The sequence below is a fragment of the Shewanella sp. NKUCC05_KAH genome (genome assembly GCF_019345585.1).
In the GTDB taxonomy this organism is placed as follows: Bacteria; Pseudomonadota; Gammaproteobacteria; order Enterobacterales; family Shewanellaceae; genus Shewanella; species Shewanella oncorhynchi.
Genome location: NZ_JAHKQZ010000012.1, coordinates 58,780 through 78,872, shown reverse-complemented (window position 1 = coordinate 78,872; position 20,093 = coordinate 58,780). Strand labels below are relative to the sequence as shown.

Sequence of the window (20,093 nt, the reverse complement as noted above, 5' to 3'; positions counted from 1 at the left end):
CTTGATAAATAGGCCATTAGCCCTTATTTATAACAGATACAGATTGTTGAGGAGTCAATATGAGCAACCCTTTGCTTAGCGGCGCAAAATTACCGCTTTTTTCACAGATTAAACCGGAACATATTCAAGTCGCCGTTGAGCATGCCATTGCTCAGTGCCGCACTAAGATTGATGAAGTGCTGCAGAACCAAGGTCCTTTTACGTGGGACAACTTGGTCGCGCCATTAGAACAGGTTGACGATGAGCTAAGCCAAATTTGGTCGCCCGTTTCTCATATGAATTCAGTGATTAGCACAGATGAGTGGCGTGCCGCCCATGATGCTTGTTTACCTCTTTTATCGGAATACGGCACTTACGTTGGCCAACACCAAGGTTTGTATCAAGCCTATAAAGCGCTGCGAGCATCCAATGAATTTGCACAATTGAGCCAAGCGCAGCAGATGGTGATAGAGCACAGCCTGCGCGACTTTGAACTATCGGGTATTGGCTTAGATGACGCGCAAAAAGTGCGTTATGGCGAGATTGTAAAACGTCTTTCTGAACTCACCAGTGGTTTTTCGAATCAATTACTGGATGCGACGCAAGCTTGGACTAAGTTGATCACAGATGAAGCTGAGCTTGCTGGTTTGCCTGAGTCTGCCAAAGCCGCCGCTAAAGCGATGGCGCAGTCGCGTGAGCTAGAAGGCTGGTTATTTACCTTAGATTTTCCATCTTATCTACCCGTCATGACCTACAGCGAAAACCGCAGTCTTAGGGAAGAATGCTACCGTGCGTTTGTCACTCGCGCTTCAGATCAAGGCCCCAATGCCGGAGAGTTTGATAACAGCCCGCTGATGGACGAAATTCTTGCTTTGCGCCACGAACTCGCATTGTTACTCGGTTTTGACAGTTTTGCCGACAAATCCCTAGCGACGAAAATGGCTGAAACACCGGCGCAGGTGATGGCATTTTTAAATGAGTTAGCGCTGCGCTCAAAGGATCAGGCTAAGGCAGAACTGGCTGAGCTGAGAGCGTTTGCCGAGGCCGAATATGGCGTGACTGAAATGGCCTCTTGGGACTTAAGTTTCTATGCTGAGAAGTTGCAGCAGCATAAGTATGAGATTTCACAGGAAATCCTGCGTCCGTATTTCCCCGAAGATAAAGTGCTCTCGGGTTTGTTCTACACAGTATCGCGTTTGTTCGGCCTTAAAATCCTTGAGCAAAAGGATTTTGACCGATGGCATAAGGACGTGCGTTTCTTCGATATTTTCGACGAAACTGACGAACACAGAGGCAGTTTCTACCTCGATTTATATGCCCGCACAGGTAAACGTGGTGGTGCTTGGATGGATGACTGCCGTGTGCGCCGTCAAACCGCCAATGGATTACAAAAGCCAGTGGCTTATTTGACCTGTAACTTTAATGGTCCGGTCGATGGCAAACCTGCGCTGTTTACCCATGATGAAGTGACAACCCTGTTCCACGAATTTGGCCATGGTATCCACCACATGCTGACCAAAATCGATGTTGCAGGCGTGTCGGGTATCAATGGTGTGCCTTGGGATGCGGTCGAGTTACCAAGTCAATTTATGGAAAACTGGTGTTGGCAGGAAGAAGCCTTAGCCGAAATTTCTGGCCACTTTGAAACCGGCGAACCATTACCTAAAGCCTTGTTAGATAAAATGCTGGCAGCGAAAAACTTCCAGTCTGGCATGATGATGCTGCGCCAACTCGAGTTCTCGTTGTTCGATTTTAGAATGCACCACGAATACGACACAGCTAAAGGCGCGCGCATTCAAGAAACCTTAGACGAAGTGCGTCGTCAGGTGGCCGTATTAACGCCGCCGGATTTTAACCGTTTCCAACATGGGTTTGCCCATATTTTTGCGGGCGGTTATGCCGCAGGTTATTACAGCTATAAATGGGCTGAAGTGCTGTCGGCGGATGCGTTTTCCCGCTTCGAAGAGGAAGGTATTTTTAACCCTGAAACGGGTCGTAACTTCCTGCACAATATCCTCGAAATGGGTGGTTCAGCCGAGCCGATGGACTTGTTCAAACAGTTTATGGGGCGCGAACCGAATATCGATGCCCTGTTAAGACATTCAGGCATTGCTGCATAAGCAATTGTGAGTTTTGATAAATCAGCCCCTTTTAATGGGCTGATTATCTGAGGGTATTTAGCTTAATCGAACGATAAAAAGACGCCTTAGGGCGTCTTTTTTGTGAGCTATATCTCGCTTGCCCTGTGGTATGACCTCTGTTAGCCTGTGGCTCTTATTTCAAGGGCGGCGCGTTATGAATCTGTATTTTCGTTTGTTTTGGTTGTTATTCTGGCGCACGCGCCATTGTCGTAAGATCGATTTTCTAGGGACAAGCCGTATCACTTATCGTGCTTTACCGAGCGATTGCGATATCAATTTCCATCTAACTAATTCTCGCTATCCCGCGTTTATGGATCTGGCGCGGACTTATATGTTGGCTGAGATGGGTCTGCTGAAACGTTTCTTAAAGTTGAAGTGGATGCCGATAGTCAACGCCGCCGAATTTACTTATATTCGCGATATTAAGCCGCTGAAAACCTTTGAGATTGAAACCAAAGTCGTCGGTTGGGATGAAAAATATTTCTATATTGAACAACGCTTTGTGAGCGAACGTGGCCTACATTGTATCGTCCATGTGCGCGGTGTGTTTGTGTGCAAAGGTAAGCAAGTGCCGTTAGATGTACTAGTGAAAGAAGCGGGTTATACCGATCCTGCACCTGAGTTGCCGCCAGAAGTCGTGAAGTGGAAAGCGTTTTTGCAGTTGAAGAAAGAACGCAATATGTGATTGTGTTGAGGCATGGCTTACTCGCTAAGGTATGCCTCTTATTCCTGCCGTTTCCTCCATCTCAGCCAGTAACACCTCTTCTTGTACTAACATCCAAGCGCCACGCAGTTGTGCCTGTTGCCAATAGCGCACGATTTCATCTAAATCCAACAGGTTTAGATGTTGGAAGCTATAGCTTAAACAAGGGATGAGTGCACAGTCGGCTAAGGTAAAACTGTCGCCACAGACCCAATGATGTTGTGTGAGTTGCGCGTCTAAGCGTTGAAACTGTGTCAGTAGTTGCTTCTCTAATTGTTTGATTTCGAATTCATTGCTGTCTTCTATGTGCTTTAACTTTTCTAATTGAAATAATGGGTTGTTAATATCATTGTCTATGATGCGATCGAACAAACGTACCTGTAAGTTGCGTTGTGGTTCTTGTGGCAGCAGCTGGGTACTGTTTTCAAAATGCCTATCTAAGTACTCGATAATAATGCTGGATTCGGGTATCAGCTGTTCATTTTGGGCTTTAAGCAGGGGTATTCGCGTTTGCGGATAACGTTGGTGAAATTCCTTGCGAGACAAAGGGTCGCGTAGATCTATGATTCTGGGGTAGAAGTTGGCCTGCTTTTCATAAAGTGCGATGAGCACTTTCTGTGAATAGCGTGATAAAGGGTGATAAAAAAGCTCCATAGGCACTCACTCCAAACCCAGTCTTTTACGGACTTTACGTTTTAACTTTAGTCGTAATTGAAGCGCTTGCTGTAAGAGTTTTCTTAAAAAATGCTGGAATAAACACAATTTTTCTTGGCAAAGCCAAGTGATCCATCAGGGATAAAAATCGGTATTATGAGCCCATATAGGAAGTGTCGGGATTTAATCATTTTAAAGGTAATAATATGAGCCAGTTAGAGCGTTTTTCATCTATTTATGCCAGAGCCAGTGAGCGCAAAGGCGGACCTGCTGGACTCGAAGCCTTATTGTCTGGTTGCCTGTCTGATGATGAAATTCGCCAATATCGGGATGCTGAATTATTGTCGGCGATGAGCCGTCAGGTGTTTCAAAGTGGTTTTGTATGGCGGGTGGTTGTTAACAAATGGCCCGAGTATGAGAAGTCATTCTTTGGGTTCGAACCGCATAAAGTATTAATGTTATCGCCTGAGCAAATTCAAGCGCGGGCAAGTGATGCGACCTTGATTCGCCATCTTAAAAAGACTCAAGCCATTTATGATAATGCTCTGATGATCCACGATGTTGCTCGCGAACATGGCAGTTTGGCGCAACTGATCGCCGCTTGGCCGACACAGGATATTATTGGTTTGTGGGCGTTGTTGAAGAAACGCGGTACTCGATTGGGCGGCAATACGGGTCCTTATTTTCTGCGCGGCATTGGCAAAGATACCTTTTTGTTAACCGATGATGTACAAGGCTATTTTAAAGCACATAAGTTAGTCGATGCGGGCTTTTCATCACAAACGGCGCTTAAGCAAGTGCAAGCCGTATTTAATCAGTGGCAACAGGAGTCGGGTCGTTGTTTGGCTGATATCAGCCGTATTTTGGCTTGCAGCGTGGGCGATAATCGAATTTAGTCCTGTTAAGTTGTGATTGAAGATGAACAAATTAGTTTTAATAGACAAATATTGCTTTGCTAGCAATATTTGTCATTACAGAAGCATTATTTGTGGGAGTCTGAGTTTCATTTAATGGGGTATTAATCTGAATTTCGGGTTTGCTCCGTTTTGGGGTAACCACTAAAATAGCCCGCTAGCTATTATTTGTGACTGTTTAATTGTGTGGCGTTGACTCATAACGCTGGCGCTGCCTTTTAGCCGTGCACAAATAGTAGATGTAATAAACTGCACAGCAATCCGCTATCGGATGTATTCATGTTTTACGCACAAGCAGTCTGAAGCCAGCTCTTTGCTTACTCTCTTTCGGTATTGTCAGTCTTGATAGGGTCGTTTTTAACGACTTGATACTGAGAGTGGCCTGAGTAAAAACAAGCGCGCTGCGTTTTCGTCTCTATGTACAAATTATTGCAACAAGTGACGGTTAAGCTAACGTCATTGAGCTGTGGGCCTTGGCCTGCCGCAAGTCTAGAATATGAACAGATTTGCAACATATTCAATATGGAGTAGGCTTATTGGGTGTTTTACGGCATATCCCCCTAACAATGCCACTCAAAGTTAACCGATTTTTTAAATCGAATAACAATTCGATGAATATAGTAATGCTGAATGAGTGAAAATTTTCATTAGTTTACAATTTAGTTTCGTTATCTTCCTTGTTGATTCATATAGGCTATGAGATAAATAACGGATTTGATTTTAGTTATAATTACGGCTCGTGTCAGCGCAATAAGTGTACTGGTATGTGGGCAGTTAATATTTGAAGGAGTTCTCATGCGGCAGACAATTAAACTTGCCTCAGTTATAAGCGTGGCGTTATGGATGGCAGCTTGCAGCCCTCAAGAAGAGAGCGCTCAGGCGGGTGCTGGTCCACGTAGTATGGAAGTGGGAATCCTTAATGTTGTTGCCCAGCCACAAGTGATTCAGGTGGAATTACCAGGACGCAGTAAAGCTTTCCTCGAGGCTGAAGTTCGTCCACAGGTTAACGGTATTATCACTAAGCGTAGTTTTGTTGAAGGTGGCAATGTGAAACAGGGTGAATCCTTGTATCAGATTGACTCTTCAACTTATAAAGCTGCTTTAGTGAGTGCCAATGCTGATTTAGCCAGAGCGAATGCGGGCTTAGCCTCAGCAAAAGCTAAGGCGGCACGTTATCAGCAATTGGTAAAAACCAACGCCATCAGTAAGCAAGAGTTCGATGAAGCTGAAGCGGCTTATAAAGAAGCATTGGCAAATGTTACCGTGGCTGAAGCTGCGATTAACACCGCTAAAATCAACCTGCAATATACTGAAGTATTAGCGCCTATCTCTGGTCGTATCGGTAAATCGAGTGTGACTGCTGGGGCGTTAGTGACTGCCAACCAAAGCCAAACGCTGGCGACGATTCAACAACTTGATCCTATCAATGTGGATATCGCGCAATCGAGTGCTCAGTTGTTACGTCTTAAAGCTAAGTTGCAGCAAGGTAAGCTACAAGCTTCAGAAAATGCAGACGTGAAATTATTGCTTGAAGATGGTACTCAATATAGTCATCCGGGTAAGTTGCAGTTCGCTGAAGTGAGCGTGGATCCAAACACTGGCTCCGTTATTCTGCGCGCAGAATTCCCTAACCCTGAAGGTATCTTGTTACCTGGCATGTATGTTCGCGCTATGTTAAATGCGGGCACTGATCCACAGGCTATCTTGGTTCCACAAAAAGCGATTACGCGTAACTCTAAGGGTGAAGCTGTGGCTATGGTGGTGAATGACCAAGGTTTAGTCGAAGCGAAAACTGTGACGACCGCAGAAGTGATTAACAACCAATGGCGAGTCACTTCTGGTTTAACTGTGGGCGACAAGTTGATTGTGGAAGGATTACAGAAAGTTCGTCCCGGCGCTCCAGTAACCACCAAAGTTATTTCTGAAACGCAAGCACAATAGGGCATAGCTATGGCACGTTTTTTTATTGATCGCCCCATCTTTGCGTGGGTGATCTCCTTGATTATTATGCTGGCGGGGATCCTTTCGATCCGCTCGCTGCCAGTGTCCCAATATCCTAACATTGCACCACCGACCGTGGTGATCAGTGCTAACTATCCTGGCGCTTCCGCTAAGATTGTTGAAGATTCTGTGACTCAGGTGATTGAGCAACGTATGACGGGTATCGATCACCTCCGTTATATCGCCTCAGCCAGTGACAGTTTTGGTAATGCTGAGATCACTTTAACCTTTAACGCTGAAGCCGATCCGGATATTGCACAGGTTCAAGTACAGAACAAGTTACAGGGTGCTATGACCCTGTTACCGCAAGAGGTGCAGGCGCAAGGGGTTAACGTTAACAAGTCGAGTTCAGGCTTCTTAATGGTATTAGGCTTCGTATCGACCGATGGTTCGTTAGATAAAGGCGATATCGCCGACTATGTTGGTGCGAACATTCAAGATCCTATGAGTCGCGTACCGGGCGTAGGTGAAATTCAGCTGTTTGGTGCCCAATATGCGATGCGTATATGGCTAGATCCGTTGAAATTGACTCAATACAACTTGACCAGTTTAGACGTTATCGCTGCAATTCGCTCTCAAAACGCTCAAGTTTCAGCTGGACAGTTAGGTGGCGCGCCCTCTGTGGCAGGCCAAGAGTTGAACGCAACGGTATCGGCTCAAAGCCGCTTACAAACGGCAGAAGAGTTCCGCAAAATTATCCTTAAATCGGATATTTCAGGCGCAAACGTCTTCCTAAGTGATGTGGCACGGGTTGAATTAGGTTCTGAAAGTTATGCTGTGGTGTCACTGTATAATGGTCAACCTGCGACAGGGTTAGCGATTAAGCTGGCAACGGGTGCTAACGCGCTTGATACTGCTGAAGCCGTTCGTGAAAAAATTGCTGAGATGAAACCTTTCTTCCCGCAAGGGCTAGAAGTTGTTTATCCATACGATACAACGCCTTTCGTTGAAAAATCGATAGAAGGTGTAGTACATACCTTGCTTGAAGCTATTGTACTAGTGTTCATCATCATGTACCTCTTCTTGCAAAATTTCCGCGCAACTTTGATCCCGACTATTGCGGTACCTGTGGTATTGCTGGGAACCTTTGCGATTCTGTCGTTAGCGGGTTTCTCGATTAACACTTTAACCATGTTTGCTATGGTGCTCGCCATTGGTTTGTTGGTGGACGATGCGATTGTGGTGGTGGAAAACGTCGAGCGGGTAATGGCCGAGGAGGGCTTAAGTCCACTGGAAGCGACGCGTAAGTCGATGGATCAAATTACCGGTGCTTTAGTCGGTATCGGTCTAACCCTCTCCGCAGTGTTTGTCCCTATGGCATTTATGTCAGGTTCAACGGGGGTTATTTATCGTCAGTTCTCTATCACTATCGTATCTGCGATGGCGTTGTCTGTTCTAGTTGCTTTGATTTTAACTCCTGCACTTTGTGCGACTATGCTCAAACCGATTAAGAAGGGCCATGCTCATATCGAAACTGGCTTCTTTGGTTGGTTTAACCGTAGTTTCGATAAACTGACTAATCGTTATGAATCGAGCGTTGCTGGGATCATCAAGCGCGGCTTTAGAGTGATGGCGATTTACGTTGTGCTGGTTATTGCAGTCGGTTGGATCTTTATCCGTATGCCTACGGCGTTCTTACCAGATGAAGACCAAGGTATTTTGTTCACGCAAGCCATTTTGCCGACTAACTCAACTCAAGAAAGCACCTTAAAAGTATTGGAGAAAGTGTCTGATCACTTTATGGCTGAGGAGGGCGTGAGATCGGTGTTTAGCGTGGCGGGCTTCAGTTTTGCGGGTCAAGGGCAAAACATGGGTATCGCCTTCGTTGGTTTGAAGGATTGGTCTGAACGTGAAGCGCCTGGTATGGATGTGAAGTCTATTGCTGGTCGCGCTATGGGTGTGTTCGGTCAGATGAAAGATGCCTTAGTATTCGCCTTCGTACCGCCTGCGGTAATCGAGTTGGGGACGGCGAACGGTTTCGACATGTACCTGCAGGATAAGAACGGCCAAGGCCACGAGAAGTTAGTGGCGGCACGTAATCAACTGCTTGGTATGGCGGCACAGAATCCAAATCTGGTGGGTGTGCGTCCAAATGGTCAAGAAGATGCGCCAATTTATCAATTACATGTAGATCACGCTAAGTTGAGTGCGTTAGGCATTGAAATCACTAATGTGAACAATGTGCTTGCAACGGCTTGGGGTGGTTCTTATGTGAATGACTTTATTGACCGTGGCCGCGTGAAGAAAGTATATGTGCAAGGTGATGCCCAGTATCGTATGCAACCGGGAGATTTAGATTCTTGGTACGTGCGCAATAACAAGGGTGACATGGTGCCATTCTCTGCGTTTGCCACTGGTGCATGGGAATACGGTTCTCCACGTTTAGAACGCTTTAACGGCTTACCATCGATGAACATTCAAGGTGCCACGGCTCCTGGATTCAGTACCGGTGCAGCTATGACAATTATGGAAGACTTAGCCAAGCAGCTTCCTCCTGGTTTTGGTGTCGCGTGGAACGGTCTATCGTATGAAGAACGTCTATCGGGTAACCAAGCACCAGCGCTGTATGCTCTGTCAATCTTAGTGGTCTTCTTAGTATTGGCAGCACTCTATGAAAGCTGGTCGGTACCCTTTGCAGTTGTGCTCGTGGTTCCGCTTGGGATCATCGGTGCCTTAATTGCAATGAATGGTCGCGGCTTGCCAAACGACGTGTTCTTCCAAGTGGGGCTGTTAACCACAGTAGGGTTAGCGACTAAGAACGCCATCTTGATTGTGGAATTCGCCAAAGAGTTCTATGAGAAAGGTTCAGGCTTAGTCGAGGCGACCTTGCATGCGGTGCGTGTGCGTCTTCGCCCCATCTTAATGACGTCTCTAGCCTTTGGTCTAGGGGTTGTGCCGTTAGCTATCAGTACCGGTGTAGGCTCTGGTAGTCAAAACGCCATTGGTACAGGTGTACTCGGCGGTATGATGAGCTCGACTTTCCTAGGGATCTTCTTCGTACCATTATTCTTCGTGATAGTGGAGCGTCTCTTCAGTAAGCGCGAGAAGAAAGGTAAAGAACAGAAGCCAAACTCAGCTGAATAAGCTCGATCGTTTCTAAACTTCTAAACTAAAGCCCTGCAATTGCAGGGCTTTTTGTTATTTTAATGCTGTTAGTTATAAAGATGGATAGGCACTGTGCGCGAGTTCTGGCATATTGCGCTTAGGCAGTTAAGAGGACGAAACATGGATGATGCTGCGTTGGAATTGCAAAAACTAGATGCACTCATTGCTAAGGGTAAGTGGTACTTTATTTTGGTCTTTGGCGTACTTTACTGGGGTATGCTGACGTCCCTCGTGGTCGCCTTAATACATTATTTTATCTCGGGCGATCCATTCTGGGCGGAACTGCAAAGAGCGCTCTATATTTATCCCATTGGCGGTATTTTGTTTGGTTGGTTTGTGTGGGTGCAGATTAATCGTAAGCGAGATAAACTGCGCGCCCAATAGTATCAATAGTTCTGGTTAAGCTGAGTGTAGGGGTGACATGGTGTTTTCGTGGGGTAATCTTGCCACTAAGCAACTTATCGTGGGAATGGTATGTCATGGCATAGCGCTGGCATTTTTGGCCTATGGCGTTTATGCATTTTACTTGCAGGAGCTTGTACTACCAGAGTTAACTCGCTGTGTCGGTGCTGCAGTGTTATTTGTGGGCATGGGGCTAGCCCCTCAATTATTTTTTATGTCAGTGAGCCAGATAGTATCGCAAGCTGAGGACTCGACATTAAAATCTACCCTACAGACCTATGTGTTTAATCTAGGTATTTTTTTGATGATCTGCAGTCTGTTAATGGAATGGCTATACGACTAAAGCTATCGAATAAAGAAAGGGCGTCGACTTCACTATCGACGCCTTTTTTATTGCGGTTAAGGCGTGTAGTAAGTCGCGGCTCCCGGCCCAACGGGCAGACCAAAGCCAAATACCCACAGGAAGAAGAACGCTGTCCAACCCACGAAAAACACGAGCGAGTACGGCAGCATAGTGGCGATCAGCGTACCTATCCCTAGGTTTTTCTGGTAACGACAGGCAACCGCTAAGATTAAACCAAAGTAGCTCATCATAGGTGTGATTAAGTTAGTCACCGAATCCCCAATACGGTACGCCGCTTGAATCGTTTCGGGCGCATAACCAACCAGCATCAGCATAGGCACAAAAATCGGGGCGGTAATTGCCCACTGGGCCGAGGCGCTGCCAAGCATCAAGTTGATAATGCCGCAGAGCATAATAAAGAACAAAAATACGATCGGGCCCGTCAAGCCTATGGATTGCAGTGCATCGGCACCTAATACCGCCAATACTGCGCCTAAATTACTCCAGTTGAAGAAGGCGACAAACTGCGCGGCGAAAAAGACGAGGACGATATACATGCCCATAGTGCTCATGCTGTGGGACATGGCATTGATGACATCTTTATCATTTTTGATGCTGCCCACGACTTTGCCGTAAATAAAGCCAGGTATGGCAAAACAGATAAAGATAAAGGCGACTATGCCCTTGAGGAATGGCGAACCTGAGATGAGACCGGTTTCAGGATGGCGCAGCGGTGCGCCTTCTGGTACGACTGAAATCGCTAAAATAACCGCGAGCACTAACATAGATAACCCAGCCCATTTTAAGCCGCGTTTCTCAATAGCACTGATGCTCTCCATCGATTGCAGTACGGTTTTGTCTGCATCATCATCTTGGTATTGACCTAACTTAGGTTCGACGATTTTTTCGGTGACAAAGGCGCCAAGGAAAGTGATCACAAAGGTGGAGACAAACATGAAGTACCAGTTTACTTCTGGGCCGACGTTGTATTGAGGATCTATCATGCGCGCCGCAGCTTCGGTAATGCCCGATAGCAAGGGATCGACAGTACCAAGCAACAAGTTAGCGCTATAACCTCCTGAAACCCCGGCAAAAGCGGCAGCTAAACCTGCAAGTGGATGGCGGCCAAGGGAGTGGAAAATCATCGCCGCCATAGGGATAAGTACCACATAGCCAAGCTCGGCAGCGGTGTTGGACATAATGCCGGCAAATACTATGGTTACAGTGACTAATCGTTTAGAGGCACCCATGACTAAGGCGCGCATAGCCGCAGATAATAAGCCAGAGCGTTCGGCAATCCCGACACCGAGTAGCGCCACGAGCACAGTGCCGAGTGGTGTAAAGCCAGTAAAGTTGGTCACCAGATGCGAGACTATCATCCGCAAACCTTCGGCGTTCATCAGGCTCACCACATGGATTAAACCGTCGGCACTGCGGCCGTGTGAGCCAATAGGTCTAGGATCGACCACGGTTAACCCAAAGTAGCCCGCAATACCTGAAATAATGATCACTGCAACACAGAACAGTGCGAATAAGGTGATTGGATGGGGCAGCAGATTGCCTAAGCGTTCAACAATATTGAGAAAACGTACAAACCAACCACTAGAGCTAATATCGCCCTGTTGTGGATTGGGTTCAGAAGCTTTTTTGGGGGGAATATCGCCGGAATTAAAACTCATCGTCCTTCCTTTATGTCGACCTTTACGCAGCGCAATATTTGGACCCTATAACAGACTCGAGACATTGCCGACGGCCGATTGTGGATGACGTGGCTGAGGGGATAACTCTAGGTGCAAGACTCGGAGTGAAAGCTAAGGTAAAAGTTAAAAAATTAGCGGCAAAGTATGATTGTTAAGTTTTAATTGAAACTTAAATGTTGCTATTGACTGCGTTGAGGCGAGGAGGGCTAAAATTAGGATAAAAAAATGGACTCTCGAGGAGTCCAGTATTCACGAGCAAAATTGGATGCTCTAATGTTGTGCCATATCACTATAGACGTTGTTTGCTGTATCGGAGCTGAATATCGATAAATTTATAGGTTAAATGCTGTTTTTTATGCAGATGATCACTTTTCATCGCTGAATATGGCCAGTTTCGTTGATGATTGCTCGTTAGATAATATCGCCAGCTCTGACCAGCGAGTAATTTCATTGTCTTAATCAGCCCGCAGGTGAAATTTTCACTCATTTATGGTTAGCTGTATCCTATTAACAAGAATAAGAAACCTAAGGATGGAAGATGGAAAAATTGTTATTGGGATTAACGCTGATTTTTATCGTGACCTATCTTTGGTACGTCAGCCTAGTCAAAAAGCGCAATACCGCGCTCGAAGCCTTGTCGGGTATCGATGTACAGCTGACCAAGCGTGCCGACCTTGTGCCTAATATTCTAAAAATTGCTAAACGATTTATGGAGCATGAAAAGTCACTGCTCACTGAAATCACCGAATTACGCACTCTGCTCAGCCATAATTACAACAAGGCCGATCCGAGTGCCGTTAAAGAGCATTTAGTTCAGGCTGAGCGGTTGAACGACAAAATGAGCACCTTGATGGTGAATGTGGAGAACTATCCCGAGCTCAAATCTGACAACACTATGTTGCAGGCGATGCAGACCTATAACGAGGTCGAAGCGCATATCTCAGCTGCGAGGCGTTTTTACAACTCGGCAGTTTCCGAGCTTAATACTGCGGTAGAAATCTTCCCCGGCTCGATTATCGCTTCTATGGCGAGTATTAAAGTGATGCCATTCTATGAGGTAAGCGAAGCGGCAAAAGCGCCCGTAGATGCGGCCGAATACTTGTAAGCTTAGCTGTGCAGGGTGAGTTATCACCCTGCAATACTATGACATCAATATGAATATCATCACTTTTATTTTAGGTAGCCCGATTCGGACTTATCGGGGGCCTGTTGGTTTGTCTGCGGATTTTGACGAACTACCTCAACTCGAAGCGTATTACGAAGAACATATCGCGCCCATCAGTCGCAAATATGAAACTAAGCGTGTGGCTTGCCTTAAGGCGGCGCGTAAACGTTTGTATTTGAGTTTGATGATAGTGCTTGGGCTGAGCTTGCTCACCGTTATTGGCTACTACAGCGGCGGCGCTTATTTCCCGCCTTTGCCATTGCTTGCCTTAGTCGGATTAAGCTGGTGGAGCTTTGCTCCGACTCGTGAGTTTAAGCATTTGGTTCAAAATGATATTTATCCGCTGATGTTTAAATATTTCGGCGATGATTTTATTTATAGCCGCGAAATGCGCCTCGACATGAATCGACTCGTTGCGGCTAAAGTATTACCGCGATACGACAAAGTCAGCTTCGGTGACTATATACAAGGCTGCTATAAGGGCGTTGAGTTGACGGTCAATGAGCTTACCTTGACCAAGAATGTGCAAGTCGAAGAGCTGGATGTCGGTACGAATAGCCGCAGAAGTGTGACCCGCACGGAAACCCAGTTTCGTGGCTTAGTGGTTGAGCTGAGTAGCCATAAAGCGTTTATGGGTCATACTGTGGTGCTGAGGGATCGCGGTGGTGTAGCAAATTACCTGTCCGACAGCCATGCGGGACTGGTACGAGTCAAACTTGAAGATCCGCAATTTGAAAAAGAGTTCGACGTGTTTTCAACGGATCAAATCGAGTCACGTTATTTGCTCAATACGGCATTTATGGAGCGCTTACAGGAGCTTGCCAAACATTTCGATGGCAATATTCAATGTGCATTTTTCCGCAATAAACTAACTTTGTTCCTGCCGAATCGCAGAACGCATTTTCAAATGCAGTCCATTTTTCATGGCGCAACCTTTTCAGTAGAATTTAGTCAGATAAACCGAGAAATGAAGCAACTCTTTGCTATTATTGAAGTACTTAAACTTAATCAGTACACGGGACTTTGATGTTGCTTACTCGCTTAGCGCTTGCTCGTACACTGACTTTCGCAGCCTTTTCATTGCCCTGCAGATTTGAGGTGTTAGGCCTGTGCTTATTATTGATTTCGAGTTTGATGATAAATGCAAATGCTGAGGAGGCGCGCGAAAAAGCTAAGCCGCGTATTGTGGCGCGGTACTCACAGAGCGGCATAGTGAGTAGTGAAGGTCTAGAAAAACTCAAGGTTTATCAATACCAACAAGCTAATGGTGTCACCGTCTTTACCGACAAAGCCCCCGCAAATAACCAGTATCAAATTTTGTTATATGACTGTTTTGCCTGTCGTCCCGATTCGACCATAGATTGGAATGGTATTCGGCTATTTACCGCTAATTATGATGCCCTGATCTCCCATGCAGCCCATAAGCATCAACTTGATCCCGCCTTAATCCGCGCTGTGATCCACGCGGAATCAGCCTTTAATGCGCGTGCACTTTCGCGAACTGGTGCCATGGGATTAATGCAATTGATGCCAGAAACAGCAAAAGAGATGGGTGTGGCAAATGCATTTTTGCCCGAAGAGAATATCTTAGGTGGCAGTAAGTATTTGGCACAAATGCTAAAACAGTTCAATGGTGATGTCGCATTGGCCTGCGCGGCTTACAATGCGGGGCCGACTACCGTGGTTCAGTACAATGGCATTCCGCCTTATCCTGAAACCCAAGCCTATGTTGAGCGTGTGAAAATTTTATTGAAGCGTTACCGCGAGCAGAAGGACGTTTAGTTACCGCATTGATAAGCTGAAATGAAGTGGCGAAAATCCGGAGATCATCGCCGCCATTTGAGTCGAAGGTTACTCGCCGACTTCCCATTTTACAGTAATGTTACCGTCCACTTGTCCAAGTGTTTTACCCAAGTAATCCATTAATTCAGTTGCGATTTCGTCTAACTGCCAAGGTGGATTGATGATCCATAATCCTGCCGCAGTCATGCCAAATTCATCTGAATCGGGCTTAATGGCTTGTTCAATTCTCAGCTGACGTTTAATGCCACTGTTGGCGAGGCGCGATAACATACCTTCGGTCTGAGCGCGATTTACGACTGGATACCACAGGATAAACACACCCGTAGCAAAACGTTTGTGTGCTTTTATCAGGGTTTCGGCCACATCTTGGTAGTCGGTTTTCATCTCGTAGCTAGGATCGACTAGCACCAGAGCACGACGCTCTAATGGTGGTACTGCGGCGATAAGGCCTTTTAGGCCATCACCTTTGATCACTTTAACTTGTCTGTCTTCGCAGAAATAATCATCCAATAACACGTAATCAGTGCTGTGCAGCTCGTGCAAGACCATGCGATCTTTAGGCCCTAGCTCCATGTCGATAATGGCGGGTGAACCTGGGTAGAAGTTGAGTTCGTCTGGATTTTCTTCATTAAAATGGCGCACGGCGGCGACATAGTCCTGCAGCGATTGTGGTAGGTCAGTTTTATCCCAAAGCTTAGCTACACCTTCGAGGTATTCACCTGTTTTCTGTGCAAATTCATCGCTTAAAGCATAACCACCCGCACCTGCGTGGGTATCGATATACACGAGTGGTTTGTCTTTCTTGTGCATCAGCTGCAAGGTTTGTAGCAAGATGGCGTGTTTCAACACATCGGCATAATTGCCAGCGTGATAACCATGGCGGTAACTTAACATGGGGTAATCCTAGTAATTTGCAAACATAGCAAAGAGAGGCAAATGCCAGTCGCCAATTATACCTGCGATGGTTCTAGGCGTAAATTTAATGCCTCAGTTGGCGCTCTTTTTATTGGCGAACCAGTGTGTGGGGGTTTGCATTTGAAAGGTTTTCAGCCAGAGATTCGCTGGTGCGGGTTTACCGAATAGATAACCTTGAAATTGTTCGCATCCTAGCGCAGTGAGTTGCAATAACTGGGCTTCGGTTTCGATACCTTCGGCAATGACGTTGAGTTTTAAGCTCTTGGCTAACAGGATGGCGGCGTTAACAATTTGGGTATGGCGTTCACTAATGCCCATTTGACTGACAAAGTAACGGTCGATTTTAATTGTGTCGGCACTGATATCAATGAGCTGGCTTAATGACGCATGGCCAGTGCCAAAATCGTCAATAGCGATAGAAACCCCCATGCGAGCTAAGGTGTTTAGGCGTCGGCCTGTTTCTTTATGGGTTGAAAATACAGAGGTTTCAGTAATTTCAATTTCCAACAATGGGATGAGTTCAGGATGATTCATATAGGTTTGGATTAACACCTTAAAGAAGCGATCCGACAGAATATCTTGCCCTGATAAATTAAAGGCTATCCTAACCAGAGGCACATTCTTAGGCCAAGAACGGATCAGTTGTAGTAATTGCCTGAAGACTTTTATCGCAAAAATCGCCTGCAATTGAGATGACTCTATGATGGGGATAAAAGTGTTCGGCATGATCATAGTGCCGTCTTCGTCAAACATTCTGGCTAGCGCTTCAAAGCTAGTAATGTGGCCATTGGCCATCACTTTAGGTTGCAGCCACATTTCAAGGCGGTTGTGTTTCAGCGCGTCACGGATTCTGGCTTTTTGCGATGAAGCTTCGAGCAGATTGTTAATCAAACCAATGTAATACACCATCACTGGGCTAGCTTGGGTGGTTTGTTTTATGGCAATTAAACATTGCTCCGCGGCTTGCTGCGGTGAGGCTTTATTACCTGAGCTGCAACCGACTCTGCACTCGAGATGATATTCAGTCTGTTGTTCTTGCTTAAGTTGTAGGTTTGTTGGAATACGCTCGCGTAATTGTAGCGCTAGGTTTTCAGGGGAGATAAGCGGCAGGCTAGTAAACTCGAGTGCAAACGATGCTCCTCTAAATCGGTATATTTTTGCGATATGACCAAAGCGATTTTTGAGTTCAATAGCAAAGGCTTTTAGGATGGCATCTCCGACGCTGATACCGAAAGCAGCATTAATTTGGCTAAGATTATCAATTTTGATTAAGGCTACGGTCATTTCCTGATGGATCAAGCTTGGCGCTGGGTTATACCAGTGATTTTCGTTGGGTAATCCCGTCACTAAATCATAGAAATGCGTGCTGATGTGGTGTTTTTTAAGTCGACTCAGCTCAATCGCATGGTTCGCCTGTTCTGTGACATCGTGGCAGTGAAATAACAAAGTATCATGATGCTGTAATGAGGCTTTTTGCAGCAGATATTTAGTGCTGTTATTGTTCTTTAAATGGGTCGGAAACGAGGCCGCCAGTAAATTCGTGCTGGTATCTTCGGTAAGTTCAAAAATGTCACATAGGCGAGTGCGGTTTAGTGTGACTTCTCCAGCGATTTCCCTCGCGGCATTATTCAGGTTGAGAATGACTCCATCCTCATTGCAGAAGAAAGAGGCTGTACCATTATTTTCAAAGATTTCAGCATATTGGTCTAATGTATGTTGCAGTGCATTTTGATGCTGGATCATTTGCTGCGCATGGATTTTTTGGGTTTTTAGCAGGCGCATTGCCGACAACGGGATACAGATATTAAAAAACATAAACAGCAAACCGTTTAGATAAGCGTGGGTCGCAGGTAGGCTGATATCAATATCGATAATGGGTGGCAGGTTTTGGTTACGCAGTAGCAGTAAAAAAGGCAATACGTTGAAACACATCATAATAAAAGCGACTTTTCTGCCAAACAGGAAAAGCGCCATCAAGGGCAAGGTATATAAGAAAGTAATACCTACCTGCGATAAGTTAAAGTCAGGGATAAACAGCAGCATAGATAAACAGGCTGCAATAACCATCGCCAGCAGGCTGATAGAGCTGACGAGTAAATATTTGCGCGTAAACCATAAAGACAGGAATAGTACGGTTAAAAAACTGACCGTAATGCTGATAATGAAAGTGAGGTTTAACTCATACGCAATTAAAGAGCTATGCAGCACTATGCTAGTGGTCAAGATGGCGCCACTGAGCAGAATAATCCGCAATAAGCTGGTTTTTAATATCGTTTTGTCAGGATTTAAAAAATCTTGCTCCCTGATAAACAAAAAACCTTTTAGCCATTGAAGCAAAAAAAGTCCTTATCCCGTACGGAAGTCACGCAGGTTGGCTGGGGACGTAACATATAACATAAATCACTAAACTGTTATACAAATAGATTGCTGCCTTTATAAATCAGTATATTACAGTGTGATGCTTGTTTGAATTATTAAGGGCGTACTGAGACAAATTGGCTAAGACAGTGATGAGCTTAGCGATGTGTTTTGCTTACTAGCATATTCATAAACGAGATTTTTAGGCATAATGGCCATCATTTTCGTTGGTTAGAAGACAACCTGTGACCCCGATTTTTTTCAATCAGCAATACCCAACACTTGTGGATATTTGTGCACGTTGGCAACTCGTCTACGATGCGAATGCGACCTTCGAATTGCGTTTTGAATCAGATACTTTATCACTGCATAAACGCGATGAGCCTAAGCTCGATGGTATAGTGGTGGATTTTGTGACTGGCGCCGTCGCCCATAGACGTAAGTTCGGTGGCGGTCGCGGCCAATCTATCGCTAAAGCGGTGGGATTAAAGCAAGGGGTAACACCGAGTGTGGTTGATGGCACAGCGGGTTTAGGGCGTGATGCGTTTGTGCTCGCAAGCCTTGGTTGCACTGTAACTATGGTTGAACGTCATCCTGTGGTTGCCGCATTACTTGAAGACGGCTTGCGCCGCGCCTATCAAGATGCTGAAATCGGTGATTGGATGCGTGAGCGGATGCGCCTGTTTCATGGTTCTAGCCTAGAAGCACTATCGAAATTAGCACAAGAGGTGGATGTGGTTTACCTCGATCCTATGTACCCCCACCGTGATAAATCGGCCCTTGTTAAAAAAGAAATGCGTGTATTCCAATCCTTAGTCGGTGCCGATTTAGATGCCGATGGCTTACTCACCCCAGCTTTAGCTTTAGCAACTAAACGTGTCGTCGTTAAGCGCCCAGACTATGCCGAAGATTTGGATGGGGTTAAGCCTAATACGGTTATTGAAACCAAGAAAAACCGTTTCGATGTCTATGTAAAAGCCGCGATGAAATAGCGAAGATTTTTCTCATCGCGAACATTGTATGCTTTCAGTGACAACGGCTTAGCTCATGTCGATATTTCAGTTTTATGGGCTATTTTCTTTTTTATACCCACTTGTGATTTTTTATATGAAACTCATTCCTCTGCTAAAACAGCCGCGTATTCACTGACTATTCTAATGTAAAACTTCTCATAACATTATGTTTCGTATTAACAATTTTGTTTATAAAGAGGATTTGCAATGCAGAAAAAGCATTGGTCAAAAGTTCAGTTATTGCATGAGGTAGTCACCAATCCCAATATCATAGTCAAAGGTCAACATAGCTATTACAGTGATTGTTGGGATGCTGGCTTTGAGGGATCTGTAGTGAGATATCTTCATGGCGATGAAGTGAGCCGTGAGTGGGAGCCTAAGTGGCCTATCGATAAACTTTATATCGGTAACTATGTGTGTATCGCCGCCGAAGTTGTGATCTTAATGGGCGGAAATCATACGCATAGAGCAGATTGGTTTTGTTTATACCCCTTTGTGGATTTTATTGAGGATGCCTACGTAGGCAAAGGCGATACTCATATTGGTGATGGGGCTTGGTTAGGTATGAGATGTATGCTGATGCCTGGGGTGACGATAGGTGAAGGTGCGGTTGTTGCCGCAAATAGTGTTGTCACCCAAAATATCGAACCCTACAGTATTGTGGCGGGATCACCCGCGAAATTAATCAAGTATCGGTTCGATAAAGACGTTATTACTGAGTTACTGGCGTTAAAAATCTACGATTGGCCTGCCGAAAAGTTTGATAGCTTAAAGCAGCATTTGTGTTCGGCGGATTTTGACGCGCTCAGGAAAGCGATCACTCTCTATGACCAATCTGTACATCAAAATAAATAGCCGTTAGTCCCAAAGTGAAAGGTCGCGATTAGTCGAGGCCTT

Annotated in this window: 16 protein-coding genes; 12 read left to right on the top strand and 4 right to left on the bottom strand. The window is 45.5% G+C overall.

Annotated elements, in window-relative coordinates:
- The first annotated feature begins 59 nt into the window (after window positions 1–59).
- Both prlC and KO533_RS12295 read left to right on the top strand, forming a co-directional pair.
- Window positions 60–2,099, top strand: coding sequence for an oligopeptidase A (gene prlC / locus KO533_RS12300; RefSeq protein WP_219254389.1), 2,040 nt, complete (start codon window positions 60–62; stop codon window positions 2,097–2,099).
- Between the two features lie 175 nt (window positions 2,100–2,274).
- Entirely contained in the window at window positions 2,275–2,805 is a 531-nt protein-coding gene (locus KO533_RS12295; protein ID WP_011791203.1) for a thioesterase family protein, read from the top strand.
- Between the two features lie 24 nt (window positions 2,806–2,829).
- Here KO533_RS12295 and KO533_RS12290 read toward each other — a convergent pair whose 3' ends face one another.
- Window positions 2,830–3,477, bottom strand: coding sequence for a glutathione S-transferase family protein (locus KO533_RS12290; RefSeq protein WP_219254387.1), 648 nt, complete (start codon window positions 3,475–3,477; stop codon window positions 2,830–2,832).
- 206 nt (window positions 3,478–3,683) lie between these two features.
- Between KO533_RS12290 and KO533_RS12285 the strand changes: the two genes are divergently transcribed.
- The 5 genes from KO533_RS12285 to KO533_RS12265 all read left to right on the top strand — a co-directional run bounded on the left by KO533_RS12285 (window position 3,684) and on the right by KO533_RS12265 (window position 10,242).
- Window positions 3,684–4,373: a DNA-3-methyladenine glycosylase I gene (locus KO533_RS12285; RefSeq protein WP_219235075.1), complete on the top strand. Its 690-nt coding sequence runs from the start codon at window positions 3,684–3,686 to the stop codon at window positions 4,371–4,373.
- Between the two features lie 813 nt (window positions 4,374–5,186).
- Entirely contained in the window at window positions 5,187–6,332 is a 1,146-nt protein-coding gene (locus KO533_RS12280) for an efflux RND transporter periplasmic adaptor subunit (RefSeq protein WP_105250703.1), read from the top strand.
- A gap of 9 nt (window positions 6,333–6,341) precedes the next feature.
- Window positions 6,342–9,476 (top strand): efflux RND transporter permease subunit, encoded by a 3,135-nt coding sequence (locus KO533_RS12275; protein WP_105250702.1) that lies wholly within the window; start codon window positions 6,342–6,344, stop codon window positions 9,474–9,476.
- A gap of 141 nt (window positions 9,477–9,617) precedes the next feature.
- Complete coding sequence (locus KO533_RS12270) at window positions 9,618–9,881, top strand: hypothetical protein (protein ID WP_219254386.1); 264 nt, start codon at window positions 9,618–9,620, stop codon at window positions 9,879–9,881.
- Between the two features lie 37 nt (window positions 9,882–9,918).
- Complete coding sequence (locus KO533_RS12265) at window positions 9,919–10,242, top strand: hypothetical protein (protein ID WP_131524445.1); 324 nt, start codon at window positions 9,919–9,921, stop codon at window positions 10,240–10,242.
- A gap of 56 nt (window positions 10,243–10,298) precedes the next feature.
- Here the strand turns inward: KO533_RS12265 and KO533_RS12260 are convergent, their stop codons facing one another.
- Window positions 10,299–11,921: an AbgT family transporter gene (locus KO533_RS12260; RefSeq protein WP_251073430.1), complete on the bottom strand. Its 1,623-nt coding sequence runs from the start codon at window positions 11,919–11,921 to the stop codon at window positions 10,299–10,301.
- A 559-nt stretch (window positions 11,922–12,480) separates the two neighbouring features.
- On the opposite strand from KO533_RS12260, the gene KO533_RS12255 reads away from it, so the two are divergent.
- Genes KO533_RS12255 through KO533_RS12245 form a run of 3 tightly spaced genes read left to right on the top strand, consistent with a single transcriptional unit; the run spans window position 12,481 to window position 14,889 of the window.
- Window positions 12,481–13,047, top strand: a complete 567-nt coding sequence (locus tag KO533_RS12255; RefSeq protein ID WP_105250697.1) for a LemA family protein — start codon at window positions 12,481–12,483, stop codon at window positions 13,045–13,047.
- Window positions 13,048–13,096: 49 nt separating this feature from the next.
- Entirely contained in the window at window positions 13,097–14,134 is a 1,038-nt protein-coding gene (locus KO533_RS12250; protein WP_219254384.1) for a DUF3137 domain-containing protein, read from the top strand.
- Complete coding sequence (locus tag KO533_RS12245) at window positions 14,134–14,889, top strand: lytic transglycosylase domain-containing protein (protein ID WP_219254382.1); 756 nt, start codon at window positions 14,134–14,136, stop codon at window positions 14,887–14,889. The genes KO533_RS12250 and KO533_RS12245 overlap by 1 nt, the downstream gene beginning before the upstream one ends.
- 69 nt (window positions 14,890–14,958) lie before the next feature.
- Here KO533_RS12245 and rlmJ read toward each other — a convergent pair whose 3' ends face one another.
- A complete protein-coding gene (gene rlmJ / locus KO533_RS12240; protein WP_173497834.1) occupies window positions 14,959–15,804 on the bottom strand; it encodes a 23S rRNA (adenine(2030)-N(6))-methyltransferase RlmJ in 846 nt (281 codons plus the stop codon).
- Window positions 15,805–15,897: 93 nt separating this feature from the next.
- Window positions 15,898–18,162 carry a bifunctional diguanylate cyclase/phosphodiesterase gene (locus tag KO533_RS12235; RefSeq protein ID WP_173497835.1) on the bottom strand — a complete coding sequence of 755 codons (2,265 nt, stop codon included), beginning with the start codon at window positions 18,160–18,162 and terminating at the stop codon, window positions 15,898–15,900.
- A 266-nt stretch (window positions 18,163–18,428) separates the two neighbouring features.
- On the opposite strand from KO533_RS12235, the gene KO533_RS12230 reads away from it, so the two are divergent.
- Both KO533_RS12230 and KO533_RS12225 read left to right on the top strand, forming a co-directional pair.
- Window positions 18,429–19,175 carry a class I SAM-dependent methyltransferase gene (locus KO533_RS12230; protein WP_063882138.1) on the top strand — a complete coding sequence of 249 codons (747 nt, stop codon included), beginning with the start codon at window positions 18,429–18,431 and terminating at the stop codon, window positions 19,173–19,175.
- Window positions 19,176–19,403: 228 nt separating this feature from the next.
- Window positions 19,404–20,051 (top strand): CatB-related O-acetyltransferase, encoded by a 648-nt coding sequence (locus tag KO533_RS12225; protein ID WP_219254380.1) that lies wholly within the window; start codon window positions 19,404–19,406, stop codon window positions 20,049–20,051.
- Window positions 20,052–20,093 lie beyond the last annotated feature (42 nt).

What these genes read in the sequence shown, in the direction of transcription:
- prlC (WP_219254389.1), top strand. Translation starts at nt 60, where the DNA reads ATGAGCAACCCTTTGCTTAGCGGCGCAAAATTACCGCTTTTTTCACAG.
- KO533_RS12255 (WP_105250697.1), top strand. Translation starts at nt 12,481, where the DNA reads ATGGAAAAATTGTTATTGGGATTAACGCTGATTTTTATCGTGACCTAT.
- KO533_RS12260 (WP_251073430.1), bottom strand. Translation starts at nt 11,921, where the DNA reads ATGAGTTTTAATTCCGGCGATATTCCCCCCAAAAAAGCTTCTGAACCC.
- KO533_RS12245 (WP_219254382.1), top strand. Translation starts at nt 14,134, where the DNA reads ATGTTGCTTACTCGCTTAGCGCTTGCTCGTACACTGACTTTCGCAGCC.
- KO533_RS12295 (WP_011791203.1), top strand. Translation starts at nt 2,275, where the DNA reads ATGAATCTGTATTTTCGTTTGTTTTGGTTGTTATTCTGGCGCACGCGC.
- KO533_RS12225 (WP_219254380.1), top strand. Translation starts at nt 19,404, where the DNA reads ATGCAGAAAAAGCATTGGTCAAAAGTTCAGTTATTGCATGAGGTAGTC.
- KO533_RS12285 (WP_219235075.1), top strand. Translation starts at nt 3,684, where the DNA reads ATGAGCCAGTTAGAGCGTTTTTCATCTATTTATGCCAGAGCCAGTGAG.
- KO533_RS12250 (WP_219254384.1), top strand. Translation starts at nt 13,097, where the DNA reads ATGAATATCATCACTTTTATTTTAGGTAGCCCGATTCGGACTTATCGG.
- rlmJ (WP_173497834.1), bottom strand. Translation starts at nt 15,804, where the DNA reads ATGTTAAGTTACCGCCATGGTTATCACGCTGGCAATTATGCCGATGTG.
- KO533_RS12275 (WP_105250702.1), top strand. Translation starts at nt 6,342, where the DNA reads ATGGCACGTTTTTTTATTGATCGCCCCATCTTTGCGTGGGTGATCTCC.
- KO533_RS12280 (WP_105250703.1), top strand. Translation starts at nt 5,187, where the DNA reads ATGCGGCAGACAATTAAACTTGCCTCAGTTATAAGCGTGGCGTTATGG.
- KO533_RS12265 (WP_131524445.1), top strand. Translation starts at nt 9,919, where the DNA reads ATGGTGTTTTCGTGGGGTAATCTTGCCACTAAGCAACTTATCGTGGGA.
- KO533_RS12270 (WP_219254386.1), top strand. Translation starts at nt 9,618, where the DNA reads ATGGATGATGCTGCGTTGGAATTGCAAAAACTAGATGCACTCATTGCT.
- KO533_RS12290 (WP_219254387.1), bottom strand. Translation starts at nt 3,477, where the DNA reads ATGGAGCTTTTTTATCACCCTTTATCACGCTATTCACAGAAAGTGCTC.